Annotated in this window: 19 protein-coding genes; 10 read left to right on the top strand and 9 right to left on the bottom strand. The window is 69.2% G+C overall.

Going from position 1 to position 25,373, the window contains the following annotated elements; all coding sequences use genetic code 11:
• Positions 1–19 precede the first annotated feature (19 nt).
• From ACQP2O_RS29205 to ACQP2O_RS29190, 4 genes are all read right to left on the bottom strand, one after another.
• Positions 20–2,203: a glycosyltransferase family 39 protein gene (locus ACQP2O_RS29205; protein WP_433170542.1), complete on the bottom strand. Its 2,184-nt coding sequence runs from the start codon at positions 2,201–2,203 to the stop codon at positions 20–22.
• Positions 2,200–2,988, bottom strand: coding sequence for a hypothetical protein (locus ACQP2O_RS29200; RefSeq protein WP_433170540.1), 789 nt, complete (start codon positions 2,986–2,988; stop codon positions 2,200–2,202). Before ACQP2O_RS29200 ends, ACQP2O_RS29205 begins: the two co-directional genes overlap by 4 nt.
• Positions 2,989–3,308: 320 nt before the next feature.
• On the bottom strand, positions 3,309–7,232 hold the full coding sequence (locus tag ACQP2O_RS29195; RefSeq protein WP_433170538.1) for a Pls/PosA family non-ribosomal peptide synthetase: 3,924 nt from the start codon (positions 7,230–7,232) through the stop codon (positions 3,309–3,311).
• Positions 7,233–7,591: 359 nt separating this feature from the next.
• Positions 7,592–8,464: a BPL-N domain-containing protein gene (locus ACQP2O_RS29190; protein WP_433170536.1), complete on the bottom strand. Its 873-nt coding sequence runs from the start codon at positions 8,462–8,464 to the stop codon at positions 7,592–7,594.
• Between the two features lie 596 nt (positions 8,465–9,060).
• Here ACQP2O_RS29190 and ACQP2O_RS29185 point away from each other — a divergent pair.
• Both ACQP2O_RS29185 and ACQP2O_RS29180 read left to right on the top strand, forming a co-directional pair.
• On the top strand, positions 9,061–9,981 hold the full coding sequence (locus ACQP2O_RS29185; protein WP_433170534.1) for a serine protein kinase RIO: 921 nt from the start codon (positions 9,061–9,063) through the stop codon (positions 9,979–9,981).
• A 77-nt stretch (positions 9,982–10,058) separates the two neighbouring features.
• Positions 10,059–12,746 (top strand): ATP-binding protein, encoded by a 2,688-nt coding sequence (locus ACQP2O_RS29180; RefSeq protein ID WP_433170532.1) that lies wholly within the window; start codon positions 10,059–10,061, stop codon positions 12,744–12,746.
• Between the two features lie 28 nt (positions 12,747–12,774).
• Here the strand turns inward: ACQP2O_RS29180 and ACQP2O_RS29175 are convergent, their stop codons facing one another.
• On the bottom strand, positions 12,775–13,596 hold the full coding sequence (locus ACQP2O_RS29175) for an alpha/beta fold hydrolase (RefSeq protein ID WP_433170530.1): 822 nt from the start codon (positions 13,594–13,596) through the stop codon (positions 12,775–12,777).
• 393 nt (positions 13,597–13,989) lie between these two features.
• Positions 13,990–14,664, bottom strand: a complete 675-nt coding sequence (locus tag ACQP2O_RS29170; protein ID WP_433170528.1) for a polysaccharide lyase family 7 protein — start codon at positions 14,662–14,664, stop codon at positions 13,990–13,992.
• Positions 14,665–15,078: 414 nt separating this feature from the next.
• Here ACQP2O_RS29170 and ACQP2O_RS29165 point away from each other — a divergent pair, with 414 nt between their 5' ends.
• Positions 15,079–17,304: a DUF4132 domain-containing protein gene (locus ACQP2O_RS29165; protein ID WP_433170527.1), complete on the top strand. Its 2,226-nt coding sequence runs from the start codon at positions 15,079–15,081 to the stop codon at positions 17,302–17,304.
• A gap of 52 nt (positions 17,305–17,356) precedes the next feature.
• Here the strand turns inward: ACQP2O_RS29165 and ACQP2O_RS29160 are convergent, their stop codons facing one another.
• A complete protein-coding gene (locus ACQP2O_RS29160; RefSeq protein WP_433170525.1) occupies positions 17,357–17,983 on the bottom strand; it encodes a TetR/AcrR family transcriptional regulator in 627 nt (208 codons plus the stop codon).
• Between the two features lie 79 nt (positions 17,984–18,062).
• On the opposite strand from ACQP2O_RS29160, the gene ACQP2O_RS29155 reads away from it, so the two are divergent.
• Entirely contained in the window at positions 18,063–18,548 is a 486-nt protein-coding gene (locus tag ACQP2O_RS29155) for a hypothetical protein (RefSeq protein WP_433170524.1), read from the top strand.
• Positions 18,549–18,742: 194 nt separating this feature from the next.
• Here ACQP2O_RS29155 and ACQP2O_RS29150 read toward each other — a convergent pair whose 3' ends face one another.
• Entirely contained in the window at positions 18,743–19,168 is a 426-nt protein-coding gene (locus ACQP2O_RS29150; protein ID WP_433170522.1) for a MarR family winged helix-turn-helix transcriptional regulator, read from the bottom strand.
• Between the two features lie 82 nt (positions 19,169–19,250).
• Between ACQP2O_RS29150 and ACQP2O_RS29145 the strand changes: the two genes are divergently transcribed.
• Both ACQP2O_RS29145 and ACQP2O_RS29140 read left to right on the top strand, forming a co-directional pair.
• Positions 19,251–20,129 (top strand): MBL fold metallo-hydrolase, encoded by an 879-nt coding sequence (locus ACQP2O_RS29145; protein ID WP_433170520.1) that lies wholly within the window; start codon positions 19,251–19,253, stop codon positions 20,127–20,129.
• Positions 20,130–20,370: 241 nt separating this feature from the next.
• Entirely contained in the window at positions 20,371–21,261 is an 891-nt protein-coding gene (locus tag ACQP2O_RS29140) for an MBL fold metallo-hydrolase (protein WP_433170518.1), read from the top strand.
• A gap of 1 nt (position 21,262) precedes the next feature.
• Here ACQP2O_RS29140 and ACQP2O_RS29135 read toward each other — a convergent pair whose 3' ends face one another.
• On the bottom strand, positions 21,263–21,394 hold the full coding sequence (locus ACQP2O_RS29135) for a hypothetical protein (RefSeq protein WP_433170516.1): 132 nt from the start codon (positions 21,392–21,394) through the stop codon (positions 21,263–21,265).
• Positions 21,395–21,598: 204 nt separating this feature from the next.
• Between ACQP2O_RS29135 and ACQP2O_RS29130 the strand changes: the two genes are divergently transcribed.
• From ACQP2O_RS29130 to ACQP2O_RS29115, 4 genes are all read left to right on the top strand, one after another.
• A complete protein-coding gene (locus ACQP2O_RS29130) occupies positions 21,599–23,002 on the top strand; it encodes a sensor histidine kinase (protein ID WP_433170514.1) in 1,404 nt (467 codons plus the stop codon).
• Complete coding sequence (locus ACQP2O_RS29125) at positions 22,993–23,667, top strand: response regulator transcription factor (RefSeq protein WP_433170512.1); 675 nt, start codon at positions 22,993–22,995, stop codon at positions 23,665–23,667. The genes ACQP2O_RS29130 and ACQP2O_RS29125 overlap by 10 nt, the downstream gene beginning before the upstream one ends.
• A 143-nt stretch (positions 23,668–23,810) precedes the next feature.
• Entirely contained in the window at positions 23,811–24,722 is a 912-nt protein-coding gene (locus tag ACQP2O_RS29120) for an ATP-binding cassette domain-containing protein (protein ID WP_433170510.1), read from the top strand.
• Positions 24,719–25,369, top strand: a complete 651-nt coding sequence (locus tag ACQP2O_RS29115) for a hypothetical protein (RefSeq protein WP_433170508.1) — start codon at positions 24,719–24,721, stop codon at positions 25,367–25,369. The genes ACQP2O_RS29120 and ACQP2O_RS29115 overlap by 4 nt, the downstream gene beginning before the upstream one ends.
• Positions 25,370–25,373: the final 4 nt, after the last annotated feature.

Genomic DNA, 25,373 nt, shown 5'->3' with positions numbered 1-25,373 from the left:
CGGCGGATCGGCCTGAGGTTCAGCCGCAGTGGTAGAGCCGCTGCGCCGCCGCGGCGTCACCGAAGAACGCCGGAGCGGACGGGTCCTCGGATGTGGAGCTCGCGTACGCAGTGGCGGGTACGGCCGTGCACGCGGTGCTCACCCAGGAGGTGATCGCCGCGACCTGCGCGGCACCGCCGCCTCGCCGGCCCTCGCCGCCGCCGAGCAGCACATAGTGCAGGTCTCCGTGGTCGACGAGCTGTCGGAAGTGGTCCAGGGTCGGGAACGGCACCTGGCCGGTGAACCCGCCCATGGGCAGGACGGAGGCCCCGGCGCCCAGGATGTAGGGAGAGGCGGCGGACCAGCTGTCCGTCGCGAACAGGTACTTCGCGCCGCCTCGATGTGCCCGCACGTAGCCGAGCAGAGCCGACTGGCGGGCGGTGAGCCTCCCGGACGAGTCCCCGAATCCCATGCCGCGACCGCCCCGGTCTCTCGCCGCGCCCATCGCGCGGGCGCCCCCGCGCCTCGCCGCGCCCATCGCGCTGGTGAGCCACGGCGGCGTCATACCGCCCCCGCGCTGTGCGGGCCCGATCGCTCCCATTCCGGACGCGCCGTGCTGGGCGGAGGTGAACACCGATGACGCCCACGCTCCCGGCGCGATGAGGGTCGCGGCGACAACGGTGACCAGCGTGGCCGGGACGAGACGACGGCGGAGTCCTCCCCACCGCCACGCGGCGAGCAGAACGAGGGCGATCACGCCAACCCCGATCACAGGAGGTACGAGCCACGATCGGACGGTCGGGAAATTCCATGTCAGAAAGACGGCCCACGCCACGGTGCCGATCAACGCCAGCGGCAGGGCGACCGCACGCCGCCCGGACGTTCGGAACGCCTCCCACATCGCCACGAGACCCGCGCCGGACAGTGCGGCCAGCGCCACATCGACGACGCCCATGTAGTACATGTGGCCACCGACGCTCCCCGCGCTGAAGACGGCGAAGAAAGAGACCAGCCACAGACCCCACAGGAGGTATCCGGCGCGCAGCCCGTCCGTCCTGGGCTCACGGCGACGCCATGCCAGGCCTACCACCAGGGCGACCAGCGCGAGCGGATAAAGCCACCCGGTCTGCGAGGCGATGGCGGGGGTCACCATCTTGTTCCACCCCTCCTGCCCGCCGAACCCGCGCCCGCCCATCCCCTGCGCGGGTCGCTGAGCACGGCCGTTCGCGAAGCCGGCTCGCAGCGAGAATCCCCCGGAGCCCGCGCCCGTACGGCCGGACCGCTCGCCCATATTCCTCGGGTTCATGCCACCGGGGTTCGCGCCCGTACGCCCGAAGGAGCCGCGCCGGTTGCCGCCACCGTGGCCCTGCGTCGAGGTCACGCTTCCCGTGCCGTTCGCGTCGAGTCCCATGGATCCGAACCGGTTGAGGAAGTTGTAGCCGACGACCATGCCGAAGGCGGAGTTGTCGGTGGTGCCGTCGACGTAGGGCCGGTCGTTCGCCGGCGTCAGGGTGGCCACGATGATCCACGACGCCGAGACGGCGGTCATCACCACGCCCGCGATGCCCAGGCGCGTGAGGCGGCGTCGCAGGGGCGCGGGCGCGGCCACCAGGAAGGTGACGGCGAGCGCCGGTAGCACGACCCATGCCTCGAGCATCTTCGCCTGGAAGGCCAACCCCACCCAGACGCCGGCCATGACGAGCGTGCGCAGCCGCCCGGTGCGTGCCGCGCGCTGGGATGCCTCCGCCGCCAGGAGAAGGAGCAGCGTCAGCGCCGCGTCCTCGGCGGGCGTACGGAACACCCCGGCCGTGACCGGCGTCAGCGTGAACGCCGCGGCGGCCAGCAGTGCGGCGGGCACGCCCGCCCAGACCCGCACCACGCGGTAGAGGACGAGGACGCACAGCACGCCCTCGACCACCTGGGGAAGCTCCAGTGCCCACGCATGAAAACCGAAGATCAGCGCGGACAGCGCCTGCGGCCACAAGAAGCCCGGGAGCTTGTCGAGGGTGATGGAGTTGCCGGGATCGAATGAGCCGAACAGGAAACCCCGCCAGCTCTCGGACATGCTCCGCGCGGCGTTCGCGTAGAACACGTGATAGCCGGTGTGATCGATGCCCCAGGCGAACAGCACGGCCGCCGCGGCCGCGATCAACAGGAGCGCCGGACGCGCGTAACCGGGTTGGTCCGCTTCCTGAGGAGCAGGCGTCGATGTCGCGCGGATCACTTGAGGACGTTCACGGCGCGAGCGACCACCAGGGCGACCGCGACGATGGAGACCGCGGACTGGACGAGCATGGTCATCTTGGCCCAGCGGGCAAGCGGCATCACATCGGTCGGGCTGAACGCGGTCGCGTTGGTGAACGACAGGTAGAGGTAGTCCAGGAAGGCGGGTTCCCAGTCCGGTGGCGCCATCTCCGGGGCCTGCATCTGGGTGAACAGGAAGTCCGGATGTGCGCGGTGCCCCAGGGCCCGCGCCACCGGGCCGCCGCGGTCCAGTTCCCAGTACCACAGTCCGAAGACGATGACGTTGGTACCCCAGATGGCCGTGCCGGTCGCCAGAAGCGGTCCCGCGCTCTCTCCGGCCCTTCCTCCGACCAGTTCCCAGACCAACCTGATGGCCGAGTAGGTGTTGGCCACGGTGATCACGCCGATCAGCACCAGGCTCATGCCCCGCAGCGCCCGGGACTGCCGGTTGATCCGTCGTGGGTTCGCCGCCACCAGGCCGCCCGCCAGCACCGCTTCCAGGCCGGGGAGCAGGTAGTGCGGTTGCAGCGCGAACCGATGTGGCAGTACGGCCTGCAAGAAGATCGCGACGACCACGGTGATCGTGACCGGTAGTCGCTGTTCTCCCTCGGTGCAGCGCAGCCACGCCGGTAGATGGACATCCTGGAAACAGTCGGGCAGGTGCGCGTCGGCGTGAAGGACCTTCTCCAGATGGGCCGTCTGTCGACGTAGCACCTCGGTCAGATAGTGCGCTCCGTGTCGGTGCTCTGGCGGCTCGTCGGTCATCGGCACGACCCTTCAGGTGGGGGATCCGCGTCGGGGCGCCCAACGCGGTGCCGGCCGGAGTTCGGGACGTTCCGCTCCCCGCATCTGTCCGGACTTCTCGGCGGCAAGTGCCCTTGATAGCGGATACTTGTGCAAGCGGGCAAGTGATCCTGCTTCCACGAGGACCGGAGTCGATGGCGGATCCACTCGCCTCGTCTCGGTTCCGGGCACCCGCCCTCCGTTCGCGCGGCGGGCGGGAACCGTCCCATCGCGCCCGTCCGGTCGCGGCCGTGACCAGGCGCTTTCTCGCCGTGGTCACGGCCGGCACGGTACGGGGACGGTCAGCCGGCGGCGGGCGGTGTCGCGGGCCGGCCGGGTATGCCGGACCAGGCGGTGCCGCCGGGAAGCCGTTCCCCCTTCATGACCAGCGACAGCGCGTCCACGATCACGTCCTCGCCGACCACGCCGTCGTACAGCACGACCGACCGGGCACCGACGCTCGCCCCGGCCTCCAGCAGGACGTGGGACATCTTCATGACCCGGTCCTCGAACAGGTGGGTCTGCAGCGAGGTGGCGTGACCGACGGCGACATCGTCGCCGATGCGTACCAGGTCGAACTCGGTCAGGTAGGTGGTCGCGATCCAGGTCCGCCGGCCGACGCGGACGCCGAACAGCCGCAGCGCCCAGCCGAGCATGGGCGTGCCGACCAGAGTGCCCAGGAGCGCCGGCACCGCGGCGGTCTCGTACAGAGCCGTGACGAACTCGGTGCGGCGGACGAACCGGTTCCACAGCGGCTCGACTCGTGGCCGGTAGCGCCCGATGATGAGCCATTTCAGCGCCGCCACGGCGAGCACGGTGCCGAGACCGCCGAGCAGCGCGATCGCGGGGGCGAGCAGCAGCACCCCGGCCATGCCGAGCGTCCGCGCGAGAGAGGCGTCGCCGAGGAGGACGAGGTAGGCGGCCGTGCCCAGCAGCGTCCCGGGGACGACGATGCGGCAGAGCTCGATGGCCAGCCGCTCGGACACTCGCAGCCGGGACGGCCGGAAGGTCAGTTCCTCGCCGAAGTTCCCGCTGTCCTGTCGGCGTGGCAGCCGGATCGCCGGGGAGCCGAGCCAGGAGGTGCCGTCTGGCACTCCGCCGCGCGGCGCCATCGTCTGCACGCCGACCAGCGACCCGTCGCCGACGGTCGTGCCGGAGCGCAGTAGCGCGGCGTTGCCGACGAACGAGCGGCGGCCGACGACCGTGCGCCCGAGCGCCACGTACCCGTTGTGGTAGGTGGCGCCGCCCACGCCGGCCATGTCCGCGATGAAGCTCTCGTCCTCCAGGGTCAGCAGGTCCGGGTCGAGGTGCGAGGCGGTCGAGACCTCCGAACGGCGGCCGATGCGTGCTCCGAGCGCGCGTAGCCACGGCGGCGTGTACAGGGTGGCGTACAGCGCGTTGGTGGTGGTGAGACTGATCTGGAACAGCCGGTCGCTCATCCACTTGCGGAACCCGAGCGACGAGGCGATCGGATGTATTCCGGCCGGCGTGGCGGGCAGCACCAGCCGCTTGCCCACCGCGACGGCCAGGCAGGTGGCGGCCACGAACATCGGACCGGAGAGCAGCGAGCCGAGCAGTCCGGAGGTCCGGCCGCCGCTGCCCAGCGTCCACGCGGTGAACGCGAACGCCGGCGCGACGGCGACGAGCGGCAGCAGGTCGAGCAGGACGCACGCCGCCGCGAAGCCCGCCCACGCGATGCCCGGCCAGTCCGGGGCCACCCGCGTGCCCATCTCCCGCAGCAGCGGGTCCGGCTCGGCGCCTCGTGCCGACGGAGAGCCGGTCCAGTACTCGCCGGCCGGAATCGCCTGGCCGCGGGCGGCGAGGGACATCTCGGCGAGCGCGGCGTCCTCGCCGATCCGGGTGCCGGGTTGCAGCATCGCGCCCGCTCCCACGAAGGCGCGGTCGCCCACCGAGACCCGGTCGATGACGACGCGGCCGTGTTCCACGAGAGAGCATTGCAGTTGCGCGCCGTACCCGACGCACGCGTCGTCGCCGATCTCCAGCAGGGACGGCACCGGCAGCGCGGCGGTGAGGATGTGGCAGCGCCGTCCTACGCGTGCCCCCAGCAGCCGCAGGTACGGGGCGAGCAGTGGCGATCCGCTCAGCGTGCCGATCGGCGCCAGCGCGGCGAGGGCCTGCACCGCCCACAGGCGCAGGAAGGTCGTCCCCCACAGCGGGTAGGTGCCGGGCCGCAGCCCGGGTGACAGCAGCCGGATGCCGACGACGGGGAGTACGAACCGGCCGGCGACGAGGGTGAGCGGGATCGTGAGCACCAGCCCCCACAGGGTGGACATGGTCAGCGCGCCGCGGTTGACGCCGAAGACGGCCGCGACCGGGAGCCCGAGCACGAGGAGCAGCAGGTAGATCATGACGGACTGCGCGAAACCGGCTCCGGCGACGCGCGCCGTACGGTGCCTCAGGGGTGCTGGGCGGTCCTCCGCGACGCCGGGTGCGGCGAGGCCGATCGCGTCGATGCGGCCGGCCAGGCCACGGATCGACGGGTTCGCGTAGATGTCGGCGACCGAGATGTGCGCCGAACCCTTCTCCTTCCGGAGGAGGGACGCCGCCTGGGCGGCGAGCAGCGAGTGCCCGCCGAGGTCGAGGAAGAAGTCGGCCTCCACCGAGATGTCCTTCGCCTCCAGCCCGAACACCGCCGCCCACGCCTGGGTGAGCAGGTGCTCGGTCGGGGTTTCGGGGGGCACCGCCGGCCCGCCGGGGGCGATCAGTCGCTTCCCGCTCGGCGCCGGGAGGCTCTTGCGGTCGACCTTCCCGCTGGGAAGCATCGGCAGGGAGCCGACGACCTCCAGGAACGCCGGGACCATGTAGGCGGGAAGCCGCTTGGCCAGGCGTCCGTGGACGCGCGGCGCGAGGTCCGGGTCCACGCCCGCGTCCCCTCGGGTCACGTAGGCCACCAGTTCGTCGGTCCCGCCGGGATGCGGTGTGACGACGGCGCCGGTGACCGCCGGCTCCTCGAGGATGACGCTCTCGATCTCCTGGAGTTCGACACGATGGCCGCGGATCTTCACCTCGCTGTCGGCCCGGCCGAGGTATTCGATCTCGCCGTCGGGCAGCCTGCGCCCCAGATCACCGGTGCGGTACAGCCTCCCTTCTCCGGTGATGCGCGGATCGTCCAGGAAGCGCTCCGCGGTCAGCTCCGGGCGGTTCAGGTAGCCACGCGCCACCCCGACGCCGCCGATGCAGATCTCGCCGACGGTGCCGTCCGGCACCGGCCGCAGACTCTCGTCGAGGAGTGTGACGCGGTACGTGGGAAGCGGCCGACCGATGGTCACCGGCCGACCGGGGAGCAGCTCGGCCCAGGTCGCGGTGACGGTGGCCTCGGTCGGCCCGTAGGTGTTGAGCATTCTGCGGTCGGGACGCGTCCACCGCTCGACCAGCTCGGCCGGGCACGCCTCGCCGCCGACGAGCAGCGTCCGCACGAGCGGCAGATCCTGGTCGATCGTCGCCAGGACGGTCGGGACGCAGTAGAGCACGGTGACGCGGTTCTCCGCCAGGAACTCGGCGAGCCCGGATCCGATCCGCCGTGCGTCGGTGGGCCCGGCCACGAGCGTGGCCCCGACCGCCCAGGTCGGCCAGATCTCCTCGATCGAGAAGTCGAAGGCGATGGTCATGCCCTGGTAGACCCGGTCGGCCGGTCGCACGTCGTAGACGTCGCAGACGACCTCGATGAAGTTGCAGATGCTCGACTGGGCGACTTCGACGCCCTTTGGCCGGCCGGTCGAACCGGAGGTGTAGATCACGTAGCACGCCGGGTCGTCCTCCGGCCCGGGGGAGGGCCGGGGAACGGGCGGACCGGCCGCCGCCCCCACGGTGTCCAGCTCCAGCACCGGACAGGGAAGGCATCCGGTCAAGGGCCCCAGGTCGGAGGACGACAGGACCAGCGCCAGCGCCGAGTCATCCGCCATGTACGCGACGCGGTCAGGCGGCGATGCGGGGTCGATCGGGACGAAGGTCGCGTCGGTCTTGAGCGTGGCGAGCAGTGCGACGTAGAGGATCGTCGAGCGCCGGAGGAGGATGCCGACCCGGTCGCCGGCTGCGATGCCCCGGCCGGACAGGTGGCGGGCCAGCCGGTCGGCGCGTTCGTCCAGTTCCCGGTAGGTCAACCGCTCGCCGTCGCACTCCAGCGCCACCGCGTCGGGCACGGCGTCGCGGCTCGCCTCGAAGAACTCGTGGAGGCGTCTGGCATTCCGCCGCTGCGGCCCGGTCACGATTTCGGGGTGGCCGGGCGCGCGGGAACCGTGCTGACGGGGTACGAGGGGTGCTTCCGAGGGGGCGAGCCGGTTTCCGGAATGCGTTCGGTCGGAGCCGGTTCGTTCGATCACAGTGAACCTCACAGGGGGGATGACAAGGTTTCGTCACTGCCGAGGCAGCACGAAGAAGCCCGCCCGGATTCAGCGTTCGATCCGGCGGGATGACAGGCGATATCAGGGTGATTCCAGGAACTATCCGGGCTCGTTGAATGAAGCCGCTATATCTCCTGGGCGCGGTTTCCGCTTCATCTCATGACGATCTGAAAGGCGACTCCATCACGTGCGGCGTACCGGGTTTTCCGTCGAAGTCGTGGACGTCAGGTCCGCATCAGCGTGTCGACGAGGTCGCGTCCGGACGCGGGATCGATGCCGTCCGGATTGACCAGGCTGTTTTCCTCATACCAGTCGACCGTGGCTTCGGGATGCGGCCCGACCACGCCGATCCGGCCGCGTCCGTACGGTGCCACCAGCGCCGCGATCCGCCCGTTGGTGTATCGAGCCAGCACCGTCACGCCGGACGCCCTCTTGCGTATCCAGAAGTAGGGGCCGTCCTGGAAGTAGAGCCGCCGCGGCTGATTCCGCCACCGCACCTCCACGACGGTGTCCTCATCCGTGCGCACGCTCGCGCCGGGACTCTCGATGAACCGGTCGGCGTCACCGGGCAGCAGGCCGAAACCCGGGGTGGATCCGGCCAGGTAACCGCCGAGGCAGAAACCGAGGTAGCGGCCTCCGCCGGCGACGTAAGCCCGGATGTCGGCGGAGTGGGGTCGCATGTGCTGGTAGCCGTCGTCCAGGTCTCCGCCGCCCGGCTGGGCGTACAACGCGGCCCCGCGCAGCGTGGCGGCCGACAGCTTCGCCGACTCGCCCGGACCGACGTATCGGACGCGAAAATTCCATCCGGCGTCGCGGATCAATGCCGCGACCGCCTCCGGGCATCCCGGTATCGCCGCAGGCCCGCGGTAGACCAGGGCTACCGGGTGCTCGCCCGGGCTCGTCGCGTACGTGGGCGAGTCGTGTTGCTCCGCTCCCGTGGCGGTCGTGAATCGGCGGGGACCGTCCTGTCGCCGGGAATTCGGCGAACATGCCGCCAGGCCGTAACCGGCGGCCAGCGCACCGCCGGTGACGGCCAATCCGCCGTGCAGCGCGCGGCGTCGGGAGAATTCGCTCGACGCGCGGCGTTGATCGTCCATCATGCCCCCGTGTGATCGCGCGACGCCACCGCGTTCGAGATTCCAGTACGCGGTGGTCACGTCCGGCGCCCAAGCCAGTCATTTTAACTTATTGGATGACTGAAAGTGGGCACAAATCGAAGTGTACCGGGGGATGTCGGCATCGCCGGTAAATGACGAAAAAAGATCGCCGGCGGCGAATTCGGTAAACGATAATTAACCATTCGCGATGCCGATGTGTCCGGGAGGTATGGCCCGGGTGTCATCCGATGCTCGGCTGCGACGTCGGAGTGATGCGCCCGCAGAGCCTCCGGGGTTGCCGGGCGGCGCACTCCACCATGCCGATAAGGCTTGCACAGTTGTAAGACTGTACAACAGACACCTCAGTCGGCGCAGCTGTTGGCGGAACCGGTACGACGGGATGCGGGAGCTCCGGCTGAGCCCGACCGCGCGGTCCCAGTCCCGGTAAATACGTTGCGGGGTCCGGAACGGGCGGGCATGCTGGGCCGACCGAGCGGCGGCGAACGCTGCCTGGACTAAGGAGGGCTGACGGATGGCCATCACTGCGCTGCGGCATGTCCGCATCAGTCCCACCTCTCTGTTCAGGAGCACACCCGTTGTCTTCCGAGTACGAACTCTCTGACACCTACTCCGACCTCGACTCCCGCCAGTCCGACTTCACCGGTGACGAGTCCCAACCGGATCCGGCCGACGCCTTCGTCTTCACGTTCCATTCGGTCGACGAGAAGCTGGGCCCGGATCAGCGGTGGTCCACGTGGCTGGACGTCGAGCGCGGTTCTCGCGGCCCGGAACCACGCCCCTCGTGGGTCGTGACGGAACAGGCTGCGATCGACACCGAGCTCGGTGTCCTCAAAACCGGTAAGGAAGCCGACGTCTTCCTGCTCGAACGGGCCGTCGAAGCCATCGGCGACAGCCCGGCGAAGTCCTCGCTGCTGGCCGCGAAACGGTACCGCACCGAGGAACACCGGTCCTTCCATCGCAGTACGTCGTACGCCGAAGGCCGCCGTACCCGCAACAGCCGCGACGGCCGGGCGATGGCGAAGAAGACCTCGCACGGCCGCAGTGTCGCGGCCGGTCAGTGGGCCTACGCCGAATGGGACGCCCTCAACCGGTTGTGGAGGGCCGGCGTCCCGGTGCCGTATCCCGTGCAGGTGGACGGAACGGAGCTGCTGATGGAGTTCATCGACGACGGCGAGGGTGGTGCCGCGCCCCGGCTCGCCCAGGTCCGGCCGCCGAAGGAGCTCCTCGGCGTGTACTTCGAGCAGCTCCGCGACGGCATGCGTGAACTGGCCCGCGCGGGGCTCGCGCACGGCGACCTCTCGCCGTACAACGTCCTCGCGCAGGCCGAGCGGATCGTGATGATCGACCTGCCCCAGGTCGTCGACATCGTCGGCAACCCGAAGGGCATGGACTTCCTGATGCGCGACTGCCACAACATGGCCACGTGGTTCACGAACCGCGGGCTCGAGATCGACGAACAGGAGCTGTTCGCCGACCTGCTCACGATGGTGTTCTGATCGCCTTCTGAAGCAGGGTGACGAGCGGGACCAGTTGGTCGGGGTAGGCGTCGACAAGACGATCTACAATGCGCGGAATGATGGTGAAACGGACGTCGGTGATGGCACCGGCCACACCGGGTGGCCGCCTGTTGCGGGGTCGGTCCGTCGAGCTGGGGGCGGCGCTGGAGGCGTTGCGTACGGTGCAGCGTGGCCGGCCCGCGCTGGTGGTGTTGCGTGGTGAACCGGGAATCGGCAAGACCACGCTGGTCCGGGCCATCGTGGAACAGGCAGGCCGGCTCGGGTTCCGCACCGCGGACACTGCCGCGCACGAGGACGACCGACTTGCGCCACTGGCCTCGATCGGGCCGGCGTTGCGGTTCGGCACGGCGCCGTTGATCGACTCGGCCGACTTCATGGACTTGGCCTCCGTGCACGAACAGCCGCTGTGGCTGGCCGAACGGTTGGCCACGCTGTTGGAGCGACGCGCGGAGGAAGGGCCGATCCTGTTCGCCGTCGACGACGGGCAGTGGTGTGATCCGCTGAGCGTGTTCATCATGCGCGTCCTGCCGAAACGACTGATCGCCTCGCCGATCGCGTGGGTGCTGGCGACCAGGGAGGCGCCCGGCGGCGGTCCGGCCGAACTGATCGCGGACGCGGCCCGACCGGATCTACCGGTGACGTGGCTGGACCTGACGGCATTGGCCGAGGACGCGGTGCTCGCGATTGCCACGGATCGGCTCGGTGCGCGACCCGAACCGGCGGTGCTGCGCAGACTGTCCGGCGCGCACGGCAATCCGTTCCTCGCCGTACAGCTGCTGGAGGGCCTTTTCGAACCGGCGGCCGATGGCACCGACGGGCCCGCGGTGCCGACCGGACTGCTGGACGGCGTTCGCAGGCGGGTCACGGCGACCTCGCGGCCGTGCCGGGAGTTGGTGCGCACCGCGGCCGTGATCGGGCCGGACTGCCGGCTCACCGACGTCGCCGAATTGATCGGGGTCCAGGCGGCGCGGTTGACCGACCCGCTGGTCGAGGCGATCAACGCGGGACTGCTCACGGATGAGGGCGGCGTGCTGCGGTTCCGGCACGAACTGTTGCGCCAGGCCGTGTACGAAGACCTGCCGCCCTCGGGTCGACGCGCCCTGCATCATGCCATCGCCGAGCATCTGCTGGCCCGCGGACGTGGCTGCGCCGCAGCCGCCCCGCACGTACTGGCCACGGCCGAACCAGGTGACTCGGCGGCGGTGGATGTGCTGCGCAAGGCCGCGCACGAGGTGCTGGACACCATGCCCACCACGTCGGTCACGTTCATCCGGCAGGCGTTCGAACTGGTCGGCGCGAACGATCTGGCACGGGGCGAGATCGGGGTCGAGGCGGTGTCGATCCTGATGGCCGACCGGCAGTTCGACGAGGCGACCCGGTTCGCGGACACGCTGCTCGCCACGCCGATCAGCGCCGAGTTGCGGGCGCGGGTGCGGTTGTTGCTGCTGCCCAGGCTGTGGCTGACCGACCAGTACGCCGAACTCCTCGACCGCGCCGCGGATCAGGGCGCGCCCAGCGACCTGGCGGCGCGCCTGGCAGGCTATCGCGCGCTCGCCGCGGCCGAACCGGTGGAGCCGACCGACGGCGATCCGATCGCGCTCGTGCTGGCGACCATGGCCACCGCCGAAGCCGCAGACCGGGAGCGTGACTACAGCCGCACGCACGCGCTGTTCGCGTCGGCGCACGCGGCCGCGCAGGGCCTGACCGGGTACGGCGCGCCCGAATCGGACCAGTTGGCACTGCGCGAACTGTTGGCGTTGGCCCGACTGGACGACATCGACGGCGCGTTGACCGCGCTCGGCGACGGTGCCCGGGACGACTCCTGGCGGGCACCGCAACTGGCGCTGATACGCGCGCAGCTCCTGTACGGTGCGGGTCGGGTGGAGGCCGCGGCCGAGGCGACGGCGAGCGCGGCCTCGTTGATGGCCGAGATGTGCGACTACACGTTCGAACCACAGATACGCCTGATGGAGGCGCTGCTCGCGCTACTGAGCGGGGACAACGCTCCGGCACGGACCGCGAATCTGCCCCTGACCAGCGCATTGCTCGCCGATGTCGAGGGCGATCCGCGCGGCGCGGCCGACCTCGTGGCCGTGTTGCGGGCCGACCATGGCTTCCCATGGCCGGAGGAGTTGCTGGTGGGTGCGGCCGCTTCGGCGCATCATCGCGGTGACGCCGACACCGTGCGCGCGGCCGCTGAAATGCTCGGCGAACTGGCCGGGCGCAACCCGAACGTCGCCAGCGTCACCGGCGCCAAGCTGCTCATCGACGCACTGTCCACAAACGACTTCGAACCCGCACTCACGCGCCTGCAAAAGACACCTCGACTGTTGCTGGCCGCCAGGGCGAACGAAGAACACGGCCGATCCATCGTGGACAAGAAGGACCGTGAGGCCGGACTGGCGGTGCTCGACGCCGCGCACGACCGGTACGCCGAACTCGGCGCGACCGCCTCGGCGGTCCGGGTGCGGCGACTACTCCAGGCAGCGGGTGCCCGCCGACGCCGCTGGGCACCGATACCGCAGCGGCCCGAGCAGGGCTGGGACGCGCTGACCCAGATGGAGCGGCGGGTCGCCCTGCTCATCGCGGACGGCCACACCAATCGGTCGGCCGCCGAGGAGCTGGTGCTCTCGCCCAGCACGATCAGCACCCACCTGCGCGCCGTGTTCCGCAAACTCGACGTGCATTCGCGAGTGCAGCTGGCCAACCTCGTGCTGCGCGGGAACGACCCGTCGGCCCGCTGATCGTGGGCCGACGAGTCGCGGAACGTACTCAGCGAGCCGCGCGCTCGATCACCGAGACAATGATCTGTGGGTGCGAGACCGGCATGTCGTGCGCGGATTTCACCGTGTAGATGGTCGCACCCGCGCGTCGCGCCATGAATCTTTCAGCGCGCGGCGGGATCATCTTGTCCTGGCCGGCCACGATCTCGTACAGCGGGATACCTGCCGGAACACTCGCGGCCGCCGGTTCACCCGCCGCGGCCTGGGAAATCGGGCGCTGCGTCGCGGCAGCGACGGCGGCCTGGGCCGGGGTACGGTCCGCGGCGAACGCGGCGTGGAAGTCCGCAGGCTTGATGTAGAGGTCGGTGCCACCGGGGACGTTCACGGTGTAGCTGGTCGCCGGGCCGAGCAGGGAGCCCGGGAACTTGTTGCTCAACTGCAGCACGTTTTCGCCCTTCGCCGGGATGAACCCCGCGGCGTAGACGATCCCCTTGATCTGCTTCGGGTCGTTCGCTGCGACCTCGGTGGCGACCGCGCCGCCGTAGGAATGCCCGACGAGCACGACCAGGCCCTTGATGCTGCGTACCACGCTGGTGACGTATGCGGCGTCAGAGGCCAGACCACGCAGTGGCACGGCGGGCGCGATCACCTGATAGCCACCGGCTTGCAGCTGGGCGACCTCGCCGTCCCAGCTGGACGCGTCGGCGAACGCGCCGTGGATCAGGACCACGGTCGGCTTCGCACCGTGACCGGCCACGGCCGCGGTTTGCTCGGCCGCGTGGGTGTGCTGGGCGGCCGACACGGCAGCGGCGGACAAAGAGAAGACAACGGCGCCCACAGTCGCGGCGATTGTCCAGTTCTTCTTCGACAACGTGCATGTCTCCTTGGTGAATCTGATGCTGGTGCGGACAAGGAAACCAACGCGCCGGTCCAGCCGCACCGAACGAACGTGGTAATTCGCAAGCATCGATTCAGACGTCGCGGAGGCCGGAGTGCACCTATTCCTCATCTGAACGCAGGAGATCGAGTCGATGTCGTAGCCGCACGCCGTCGACCTGGGTCGGCTGGGCACGGCAACACCGGTCCGGCGGCCAGGCGGGCTCGACGAAGGCAATCAACGATGGAACCGCTGTACACCACGCAGGCATCGCGACGGGCGGGTCACGTCCAGCGAGGCCGCGGCTTTGAAGTGCGTCTACATGGCGCTGATGAGCCTGGACCCGACCGGGAAGGGCCGTAAGCGCTGGACCGTCCCGGCGACGGCCTACTTCTTGTAGATGTGGATGTTCTTCACGTACACATCGCAGCGGCTGGACATGTCCTTCTGGTGGTAAACGCCCACCTTGAAGTAGTGGTTGGCGCTGCCATGGTCCTGGAAGGTGCCATGGGCGACGCCGTTGACGTAGACGCTTATGTCGCGCGATGCGGTGTCGTGGATGACGTTGAGCCGCAGATATTTGTCGTAGAGAGGGGAGTAGATGGTTGAGTCGCCGTAGTAGGAGAGCCGGTTGGGCATGGCCCATGCCATGAAGGCGGTGGCCCTGTCGGGCGCGCCGAAGATCTGCATGATTGAGGCGCGTGAGCAGCCGGCGGCAACCTTGATGTCCGCCTGGAATTGCGCCTGGCCGGATGTGTAGTCGTTGAAGAAGCGCATTTCGCTGCGCGGGCCGGAGTCGCGACCCGGGTAGGTGCTGGGGTCGGTGCTGAGTACCCAGAAATGGTGCTCGCCATTGCTCAGTGTGTGACGGGTCTTGCCTGGCGGCTGATCGAGTTGGGTCTTGGGGAAGAACTCGGTCCAGCCGGAGCCGATCGGCGCCATGGTGGCGTCGGAGGCGGTCTTCGCGATGCCTGCCGGTGCCATGGCCGTGCCGACCAGAAGCACACCAGTAAAGGTCACACCCACATGTTCGAGCGCGCGACCGAACCAACCGATGCCCATGCGTTACCTCCACGGCCTTCGCCGTACGAGAGTGGGATTGGCCTTGTCAGAAGGTAACCCACGATTCAACTAATGTAAAGGAGCTTTACTATCAATTAGGCGTTGTCACTGACGAGCGGCTGAACGAATAGTCGCGGAAGGCGGACCGGGTTCGCGGGGGAGTCCATGAAGCGTCGAAGGGGCAGCAGCCCGAAGACTGCTGCCCCTTCGACGTACGGCGGGAAGACACCGCGGTGCGGCATTGTCGGTGACGGGGGGTGGGGCACTGCTGGGTGAGGGCGCCGGTCGGCCAGGAACAGCTCCGGCGACCGGAACAAAACGGCGGGGGCGCGAGTCAGGGATGATGAATGGATCTTCGGCGAGCGCGGCGCGTGCGCCGAGGTCCTCCCCCGATCTCGTCAGAAACCTGGAGCGATGCCGGAACTGAAGGATGCCCCCGCCAGCGCCCTGCCCGACCTGCTCGTGGATCCGCCGTGGGAGCGGGATCCCAAGGGCAGGGAGCCGGTCGTCCTTACGGGGCTGAAGGCGCCAAAGGAACCGACCGTCGTCGCGTGGGCGCCGGGCCAGCGGGAGGAGTGGCTGAACGCACCGTACGGGAAGTACGGCTGGGAGCGTCTGCCGGACGACACCGACTGGGAGCGGGTGGCCGACGACTTCGCCACCGAGAGGGTGCGGTCGGAGCCGGAGCGGCGGCTCCACGCCCTGGCCATCGGCCTGTTCGCGCAGGCGCCTTTGGAACTCGGTGCGAAGCTGCTGGCCGACGAGCGCTACTGGGACGTCCTCAGCGGATACCCGATGTCCAGGGGATTGATGGCGGCCGTGGCGCGTCATGAGATGGCGGCGTACCCGATGGCGCTGTACGAGGCGAAGAACAAGCGGGCCTTCTACGCGCTGGATCCGTTCCTGGACGCGGACGTCGCTCAGGTGATGATCAAGCATTGGGGCGTCTATCCGAATGGCGACCAGGCGACGTCCTGGTTCGAGAAGCACGGGCCGGCCGCGGTGCGGCTGACCGTGCCGGACGCCCTCCGCAAGCCCGGTCCAAAACGGACGAAGGCCGAGGAGGCCCTGCGACTGGTCGCCGAGCGGCATGGGCACGACGCGGTTGTGGAGGCCGCCCGTCACTACGGTGAGGAGGCCGTGGCGGCGATCGCCGCGCTGAAGACCGACCCGCTGGACCGGTACCCGGACCCGCTTCCCCCCGTTCCCTCGGGTTTCGCTCCCGAGCGGCTGCCGCGGATCCTGCTGCGGGGACGCGAGTTCGCTCTGCCCGCGGCCGCGACCCGGCACATCATCACGATGGTGTCCATTTCGACACCGTCGGAGCCGTACGCGGGCCTCACGCAGGTCGTCGAGGCATGCGACCCGGACTCGCTCGCCGAGTTCGCCTGGGCGCTGTATCAGGTGGACGATTCCAACAAGTGGGCGTCTCCCGGCGTCCAGTGGGCACTGATCAACCTGGCCAATGACGAGGTCGCCGATCTTCTCGCCCCCAGCGTCGCCCGCTGGTCGAAGGCGTATGTCTGGGACCGCGGCGGAACTTCGGCTTTGCAGGTGTTCAGCAGGCTCGGCACGGATTCAGCGCTGCGCCACCTGCATCGGCTCTCACAGAAGGCGCAGGACGCCAAGCGGATACGGCCCTGGGCGGAGGGAGCCCTCAACCGCATCGCCAAAGACCGCGGGTTGACGCCCGAGCAACTCGCCGATCGGCTCGTCCCCGACCTCGGGTTGGACGCCGACGGCAGTATGACCCTGGACTACGGCCACCGGCGTTTCGTGGTCGGGTTCGACGAGGAGCTCAAGCCGTACGTGACGGACGAGGACGGCAAGCGCCGCAAGACGCTGCCGAAGCCCGGGGTCAAAGACGACCAGACACTGGCACCCGCCGCGTACAAGCGCTTCGGCGATCTCAAGAAGGAGGTCAGGACCACCGCTACCGAGCAGATCAAGCGGCTGGAGCAGGCGATGGTGTCGGGCCGCGGCTGGACGGCAGGGGAGTTCCGGTCCCTGTTCGTTGAGCATGCGCTGCTGTGGCACATCGTCCGCCGCCTGGTGTGGAGCGCCGAGGCGGACGGGGTCGTCACCACGTTCCGGATCGCCGAGGACCGCACGTTCGCCGACGTCGGCGACGACAAGTTCACGCTTTCGGAGTCGGCCCGGGTGGTGCTGCCGCATCCGCTGCGGCTGGGCGGCGAGGAGGTCGGCGCCTGGCGACAGGTGTTCGCCGACTATGAGATCCTTCAGCCGTTTCCGCAGCTCGAACGGGCCGTGCACGCGCTGACGGAGGAGGAGCGCGAGCTCGGGAACCTCACCCGGTTCGACGGCCTGACCGTGCACTTCGGCCGCATCCTCGGCATGACGGGACGCGGCTGGGAGCTCGGTGAGAAGGAGACCGGCGGCTTCCGGCGCCAGATCAGTTTCATGACGCCGGACGAGCGGCATCTGATGGTGCAGATCGAGCCCGGCATCCGCGTAATCGCGCCCGAGGAGTACGCCGAGCAGGAGATCACCCGGGTGTGGCTGTTCACCGGCCGCTTCTCCGGCACCCGGCTCCCGTTCGGCGATCTTGACCCGGTGGTCGCCTCGGAGATCCTCGCGGAGTTCGTCCGCCTGGCCGAGGGCGCCGCACCCGCCAAGTGAACGGTCGCGGCGCACGCGGTGTCCGGGACTCCGTGCCCGCGGCGCTGCCCGTCTAAGGCGGCGGGGTCAGGTACCGCATCAGCATGGCGACCAGTTCGTCCTCGAACCGGTCGGCGTCGTCGGGCCGGCCATGGGCGAAGAAGCGGTGGACCAGGGATTCGATGGCGGTCACCACGAGGCGTGCGGCCATGGGGATGTCGGTGACGGTCACCTGGGAGTCGGCAGCCAGCAGCTCACCGGCCGCGGCGACGGCCCGCTGTTCGGCGGCGTGGAGGAACTCCAGCAGTTCGGGCGGGCGGGGCGCCTGTTCGAACAGGACCCGGTGCAACGCCGGGTCGTCACGATGGTTGTCGATGGCCGCGCGAACGAACAGCCGAATCTTGCCCTCCAAGGATTTCGGTAGTGGGCCGCCGTCCAGGTGTCGGCCGATAGCGGCGATCCCGGCCTGGGCGTGTGCGGTGGCCAGCTCCACCAAGATGGCGTCCTTGTTGGGGAAGTACTGATACAGCGACCCGATCGAATGCCCAGCCGCCTCGGCGATGCGGTTGGTGGTGCCCGCGGCGTACCCGTACTGGGAGAAAACACGAGCAGCCGCATCCAGCAGCCGCTGCCGGGTCTCGATCGCCCGCTGCTGGCCCGGCCGCTTCCTGGGCCGCAGCCGCTGGTCCGGCACCGTCACGCCCTCCAACAAAAGCGAGTAGCCAGTAAACCGAGCCATTGCTCACAATAGTTAGGCAACCCTAACTCACGGAGGACTTGTGAAGACCATCCACGTGCAGACCGAACTGCCCACCACAGCCGATGCGGTCTGGCAGGCGATGCAGCACGCCGCCTCGTTCCTCTACGTCACCCGCGGCCTGTTCGGCTTCCCCGCGCTGGCAGGTCGCACCGCGCCCTGCCGCGAAGGCGAGCAGGGCACCGGGTGGATCTGGCTGTTCCACCTAATCCCGTTCTCCCGCCACACCATCCATCTGGTCGAGGTCGACCACGCCACCCAAACCCTGCGCTCACGCGAGAACGGCGGCATCCTGCAGGCCTGGAACCACACCCTCCACGTCGAACCGGCCGGCCACCACCGCTGCCGCTACAGCGACACCGTCGACATCGACGCCGGCCCCCTCACCGGCATCGTCGCCCTCACAGCCGCATGGATCTACCGCTACCGGCAACGCCGCTGGCAGAAACTCGTCCGCAAGCACCTGCTCCCCACCGGACCCCGCTACACCCACCCAGCAGCCACCTGATCGACGCGGGCATCTAGCATGCGGCACGTCGACGCCAACCACCGATGTTCCTCGGCCAAGATCGACTCAATGTGGGTTATGGCCTTCATCGCACGACATCGGCGACACCCTGCTGCGTCGGGCCGGTGGACGGCGCCCGGCCTGCCGGCATTCGTGCTTCGGGCACAGGCTGCCGACCTGCTCGGCTTGGGGGCTCAGCGGGGGGTGATGGCCTGCTGAAGCAGGTTCTCGAGCGTGTCCAGCTGCTGCTGGGTCAGGCCGGTGAAGATGGGTTCTTCGGCGAGCGCTTTCAAGACTCTTTCCCGCAGCTCGGTTCCTTCGTCGGTCAGGACGAGTTGCTTGGCGCGGCGGTCGGTGGGGTGGGGGCGGCGTTCTATCAGCTGCAGGGTTTCGAGCTTGTCGATCACGATGGTGGCGTTCGACGGTTCGCAGCTCATCTTCACAGCCAGCTCCCGCATCGTCATCGGGCCGGTCATCTCGCGCAGGGCCGAGGCCTGCGCGACGGTCAGGCCTAGCGGGGTCACCCAGTCGCGCATTCGGGCGGCGCACTGCATGTCCAGGTCGTGCACTAGCTTGCCGAGCTCCCACTGCGCCTCTGTCTGCGCGTTCGTCATCGCCATGCCTCCAGACTAGCGGACTGCTTCAAGCCATGATAGTTATGACCTGAACCTTTCGGGTCATATCTAAATGGAGGACGGTCCCATGACGGACACCACGACGAACCTCGGCGAGCGGCACCGGAGCCCCTCGGGCATCCGGACACTCACCCTCGGCGAGACCAAGCTCACCTTCGTCCCGGACGGCCAGGCCACGCTCAACGCACGGATGCTGCTGCCCGAGCCCGACGAGCAGTTCTGGGCCGAGCACGCCGACCACCTCGACGAGGGCGGCCACCTGATGGCCAGCGTCGGCGGCCTGCTGGTCGAGCGCGACGGGCGCGCCCTGCTCATCGACGCCGGGGCCGGTCCGATCACGATGGGCCCGCCGCTGAACACCTATGGCGTGATCACCGGCGGCGCGCTGCTCGAGAACCTCGCCACTCTCGGCTACACCCCCGCCGACATCGAGGCGGTCGCGTTCACCCACCTGCACGCCGACCACTTCGGCTGGGCCTGGCACCCCGCCCCCGACAGCGACCGGCCCGTGTTCGCCGACATTCCCTACCTGGTCGCCGAGTCCGAGTGGTCCCAACGCCACTTCCCGGAGGCCCAGGGCATGGGCGACATGATCAACGCCATGGCGCCGTGGGTGCGCACCGTGGCCGAGGGAGAGGAAATCTTCCCGGGTGTCACCGTCCGGTACACCCCCGGCCACAGCGCCGGACACGCCGCCTACGTCATCAACGCCGACGGCAAGAAGGTCATCGCCTTCGGTGACGCCTTCCACTCCCCGCTCCAGGTCATCCACCCGCGGTGGGAGAACACCTTCGACCATGACCACGCGAAGTCCACCCGCCTGCGCGAGGACCTCCTGTTCGAACTCGCCGAGCCGGACACCATCGGCTACGGAGTCCACTTCCCCGAGCCCTTCGGTCGCGTCGAGATCACCGACATGGCCGCGTGGCATCCCATCCACGCCTGACAACACAGGGTCGGCTCGACAGTCGGGCGTCGGCGACCAGACACGACGGCCGACTGTCTCAGCCGAACAGAGGCGTCGACCTCGCAGAAACCCCCCACCCGAACTCGCCCGCCTCGACGCCTATGCCCGCGAGCAGCGCGTCGGTCAGCAGCGGCACGTCGGCTGGAACGGGGCCCGCGGCCTCACGGCTTGCGGGACGGTCTGCACCAGTTATCAGTTATCAAGGAATAGGAGTTCAACCATGAAAATGCTTACCTTCAAGACCACGACCCACAAGGCGAAGCCTGCCCATATCGGCGCGCAGATCAGCGCGGCGGCCATGGAGTCCGTGATCGACGAGCCAGGGCCGGTCGAGGTCAAGACGATCGGCGCGGACTGGGAGGCCCCTATCACGGGGCTGCTCAACATCAAGCACCCGAAGGCCGTTGCGGCGGGGATCACCGACCACAAGGAGCCCATCAAGATCTATGCCCATGTCGTGCGGCACCCCACGCAGGGTTTCTTCCTGGTGGACACGGGCGTTTCACGGCGGCTGGTGGAGGACCCCGTAGGCGTTGGGGTCGGAATGATGCTGAGGAAATACGGGGGCATCGAGAAGATGCACCCTCAGCAGAGCACCGCGGAGATCATCGAAGCGGAGGGAGTTCCCCTGAACGGGGTCTTCATGACCCATCTCCACCTCGATCACGTCTCTGGACTCCCGGACGTTCCCAAGGACGTCCCCATCTACACGGGTGCCAATGAGGCGGAGGCGTCACTCTTCCTGAACCTGTTCGCCCAGGGCACGAACAACCATCTCCTGGCCGGACGGCCGCCGCTCGAGGAACTCCAGTTCACCAAGGACCCGGGCGGAAGGCTCGAAGGTGTCAACGACGTGTTCGGCGACGGCTCGCTCTTCGCGATCCTGACCCCGGGGCACACCACCGGACACGTCTCCTACCTCGCCCGCACCGCGAAAGGTGCGGTCCTCATGACCGGTGACGTCAGCCACACGCGCTGGGGTTGGGACAACGGCGTCGAACCCGGAACCTACATGCAGGAGCGCGAACCCAGCATCAAGAGCCTGCTCGCCCTGAAGGCGCTCAGCGAGCGCCACCCGAACATGATCGTGAGACTAGGTCACCAGGCCTAAGTCACGGATGCGCCGAGGTGTTCGGCAGGTAAGGTGCGGCGACGCCGAGGCGCCCTTGCATGGCATGAGGATCGCAGTTGCCTACGGGAGCGATTTCCACCGTCACGAAGGACATTTCGGCGCGTGCATCCATCGCATGCTGCGTACATCGGGCACCCTGAAGGCCGAGACGATTTTTCCGGCCGCCACCGATCGGCGACGAGTGGGTATCAGCGGTGGCGCGGTTCGCTCCCGTACAGGTGCGGGGGACACTGTCCGAGTGCCAGTAGCGGAGAAAGTCCTCGTCGATCAGGTGAGCGTTCGAACCTTCATGGGCCGGAGCGGCGCAGGCCACAGGTTGAGCACGCGAACCCTCGCGATGGTCGTCTGTGGCCTGCTCGGGTCTGTCATCGGGATTTGCGCGAGTGGGCTGGTCCTCAGCCGGGTCGGCGTGCTGATCACGACGTACGTGATCCTCGCCGTGCTCGTGGGATGGTCCTTCGTGATCAGTGGCCTGTTGGCATGGCGTCGACGGTCCAGCGTCCGTGGCGGTCCGTTGCTGGCTGTGGCGGGTCTCGTCTGGTTCGCGCACCTGCTGACCTGGGCGCACGTTCCCGTCCTGACCTTCGTCGGGAACTCCTGCGCCAGCCTGTACGTCGTGCTGTTGGTCCATGCGCTGCTCCGCCTTTCGGCTGATCGGCCGGCCTCCCGCGCGACCCGGCTCCTGGTCCTGGCGGCTTACCTCGACGCGGGGCCACTGCATTTCGTGGCCACCGCTCTCGCCGGCGGATCGGGTCAGGGCGCCCGTGGGGTCGGCGCGGCTGGGGAGGCCCTCGGGCTGTTCGATGTCGAGTACGCGATCGGCGTCGTTCTCGCGCTCGCCGCCCTGGTCGTACTGCTGTCGCGGCTGCGGCGAGCCGACGCCGCCGCGCGGCGGCTCACGGGGCCGGTGACGGCCGCGGGTGGACTCGTGATGATCGCCCTGGCGGCCGACCTGTTGGGGATGTGGTTCGCTCCTGGGCTGCTTCTGCCGTCCTTCGTGTTCTACTGCGCGGCGCTGGCCACCGTGCCCACTGCACTTCTCACGACTCTCCTTCGCCTGCGGCGGGCTGAGCTGCAGGCCGAACTGGACGGCCGAATGGCCGAGTTGCGCGCCTCCCGGGTGCGTGTCGTCGAGGCGGCCACGGCCGAACGACGGCGTATCGAGCGTAATCTGCACGACGGTGCGCAGCAGCGACTGATCTCGACGGCCATGACGCTGGGGCTCGCCGAGGCCCGCCTGGCCAGTGATCCGGCGGCGGCGCTGGCGGCGTTGGCCGAGGCCCGTGATGCCTTGGCCGGTGCGCAGGAGGAGTTGCGTCGACTTGGCCAGGGCATCCACCCGGCCGTGCTCACCGAGCGTGGGCTGCGCGCCGCGGTGGAAGAACTGGTGTGGTCGGCGACGGTCCCGGTGACCGTGGAGTGGAGGCTGCGCGAACCACTGGCGGAGGCGGTGGAGGCCGCGGCCTACTACCTGGTCGCCGAGGCGCTGACCAATGTGGCCAAGCACGCGCGGGCCGATGCGGCATGGGTGGGTGTGGCGTCGGAGGACGGGCGGATCGTCGTCACCGTCACCGACGACGGTGTGGGCGGCGCGGACTCCGGCCGCGGCACCGGCCTGCAGGGGCTGGCCGACCGGTTCGCGGCCCTCGACGGCCGGCTGGTCGTCACCGACGGCCCAGCCGCGGGCACGACGCTTCGGGGAGAGCTGCCGTGCGAGTGATCGTCGCGGAGGACGCGGCCCTGCTGCGGGAAGGACTCTGCCGGATCCTGACCGAGATGGGCTTCGACGTGGTCGGCACCGCCCAGGATGCGGACGGCCTGCTGGAGTTGGTGGCGAGGGTAGGGCCGGACGTGGCGCTCGTCGACATCCGGATGCCGCCGAGCCACACCGACGAGGGACTGCGGGCCGCTCGGCGGATCCGGGCCCGGCACCCCGGGGTCGGCGTTCTCGTACTGTCCCAGTATGTGCGGGTGACCTATGCGCTCGATCTCCTGCGCGACGGTGCCGAGGGCATTGGCTACCTGCTCAAGGAGCGCATCGGTGACATCGCCGAGTTCGCGGACGCGGTACGCCGGGTCGCCTCTGGCGGATCGGCGCTGGATCCCGAAGTCGTCCGCGTCCTCGTCGAACGGCACCACGGCGACGGGATCGGCGAGCTGAGCTCCCGCGAGCGCGAAATCGTCGCGTTGATGGCCGAGGGCCTGTCCAACCAGGCCATCGCCGAGCGGCTCACGCTGAGCGAGCGGACGGTCGAGAAGCACTGCGCGGCCGTCTACCGCAAGCTCACCATCCCCGACGGCCCGCATGTCCACCGGCGGGTCCTGGCCGTCCTCGCTCATCTGCGCGACGGAGCCGGGCCCTTGTACCGGGCTGATACGCGGTAGCACCCACGACAGAGTCGGGTTCACACGCTTCACCGGCGTCCTCCGGCCCGGCAGACTCCTCCTCAGGCGAAGTCGAATGATGGCGTCCTGGCACGCCGAGCATCGGCGAGGCGACGATGAGAACGGACGGGAGAAACGCATCGGTGACGGCCCTGGAACGATCGGCGGTGGTCACGCTGCATTCGGTCTTCAAGCGGTACGGCCGCGGCCGTACCGTGCTGACCGACGTCGACCTGGAAGTATGGCCTGCCGATATCCTCACCGTCACCGGCGGCAACGGATCGGGCAAGTCGACACTCCTGAGGATCATCGCCGGGCTGTCATCGCCGTCGTCCGGACGCCTCACGCGCACCGCCGGTGTCGTCGGCTACGTCCCAGAGCGCTTCCCGGCCCACGAGCGCATGTCGGCCCTGGCCTACCTGCGACACGTCGGCCGGATCCGGGGACTGCGGACACCGGCCGCCACCCGGCGGGCCGCCGACCTGCTGGACCGCCTCGCGCTGGCCGGTGGCGCCGACACCCCCATCCGGAGGCTGTCCAAGGGCAACGCGCAGAAGGTCGCGGTGGCGCAGGCGCTGCTCGTACGACCGGATCTGCTCATCCTCGACGAACCGTGGTCGGGCCTGGACGCCTCGGTCCACCCGACGCTTGGCGCACTGATGGCCGAGACCGCCCGCGACGGCGGCGCGGTGATCTTCACCGATCACCGGGAGGCGGTCACCGGCGCGCAGGCCACCCGTATGTGCCGGATCGACCAGGGGAGGCTTACGGGCATCGCCGAACCGCCACCTCGAATGCCCTCGGTTCCGTCCCCGGCCGTGATCCGGGTCGTGCTCGTACCCGCTCCCGGCCGCCCGCGTCCATCCAGCGAACCCGACTGGCCCGCGCTGCCCGGCGTGGTGGGCGCGGACCGGCGCGACGGAGCCGTCCACCTCCTGGTCGCGTCCGGCGCGCACGACCGGCTTGTCGTCGACGCCGTCGCGCTCGGCTGGTCGATCGCCGAGGTCGGTGCCGCGGACGTGCCGACGGTTCACGGTAGGGGAGAGCCACGTTGATCGCGCTCTACCGGTACCTGATGAGCAGCATGGTCCTCTCCCAGCGATACCTACCGCCCACACTCGTCTTCCTTGCCGCGCTTTCGGTGGGCACCGGCTCCGACGCCGGCCCGCTGTGGCAGACCTACTCGTTCTGCGTGGCCGCCATCGTCACCTGCGCCACGTGGATGACCGTCGCCCTGATCGACCACGAGGACGCCGTGCAGCGGCAGGTCATCACCGTGGCCGCCGGCGGTGCCCGGCGGGTGCTCGCCGCGACGATCGCTGCGGCACTCACCGGCGACCTCCTCCTGATCACGCTCGGAATGACAATCCCGATCGCGATCGGCCATCACACCGTCACGGCCGGTGCCCTGGCCGCTGGAACGGTCGCCCAACTGGCCGCCGCACTCGTCGGCAACGCACTCGGGCTGCTCACCTCGCGGCCGGTCATTCCCCGAGTCGGCGTCGCCCTCGTCGTCGCGCTGGCCGCGCTGCTGGTGATGCTGCTCGTCCGCTGGGCCTCGCCGATCAATCCGCTCATCCACGCCCTGTCGGGTTCCCATTCTCCGCACCCGGTCTCACTCGGCCTGCTCGCCGGAGTGTCGGTGCTGCTGCTCGCCGCGAGCGCAGCCGTCACCCTACGCATCACTGAGCGCCGGACGTGACCCG

It is taken from the genome of Actinoallomurus sp. CA-150999, from assembly GCF_050942425.1.
Lineage (GTDB): Bacteria > Actinomycetota > Actinomycetes > Streptosporangiales > Streptosporangiaceae > Actinoallomurus.
Note: the sequence above shows the minus strand (reverse complement) of the source record. Positions and strands in the feature narration are given on the sequence as shown.

Excerpts from the sequence above, each read along its gene's own strand:
- ACQP2O_RS29200 (WP_433170540.1), bottom strand. The coding sequence starts at position 2,988 with ATGACCGACGAGCCGCCAGAGCACCGACACGGAGCGCACTATCTGACC.
- ACQP2O_RS29190 (WP_433170536.1), bottom strand. The coding sequence starts at position 8,464 with ATGGACGATCAACGCCGCGCGTCGAGCGAATTCTCCCGACGCCGCGCG.
- ACQP2O_RS29180 (WP_433170532.1), top strand. The coding sequence starts at position 10,059 with ATGATGGTGAAACGGACGTCGGTGATGGCACCGGCCACACCGGGTGGC.
- ACQP2O_RS29170 (WP_433170528.1), bottom strand. The coding sequence starts at position 14,664 with ATGGGCATCGGTTGGTTCGGTCGCGCGCTCGAACATGTGGGTGTGACC.
- ACQP2O_RS29165 (WP_433170527.1), top strand. The coding sequence starts at position 15,079 with ATGCCGGAACTGAAGGATGCCCCCGCCAGCGCCCTGCCCGACCTGCTC.
- ACQP2O_RS29150 (WP_433170522.1), bottom strand. The coding sequence starts at position 19,168 with ATGGCGATGACGAACGCGCAGACAGAGGCGCAGTGGGAGCTCGGCAAG.
- ACQP2O_RS29145 (WP_433170520.1), top strand. The coding sequence starts at position 19,251 with ATGACGGACACCACGACGAACCTCGGCGAGCGGCACCGGAGCCCCTCG.
- ACQP2O_RS29140 (WP_433170518.1), top strand. The coding sequence starts at position 20,371 with ATGAAAATGCTTACCTTCAAGACCACGACCCACAAGGCGAAGCCTGCC.
- ACQP2O_RS29135 (WP_433170516.1), bottom strand. The coding sequence starts at position 21,394 with ATGGATGCACGCGCCGAAATGTCCTTCGTGACGGTGGAAATCGCTCCC.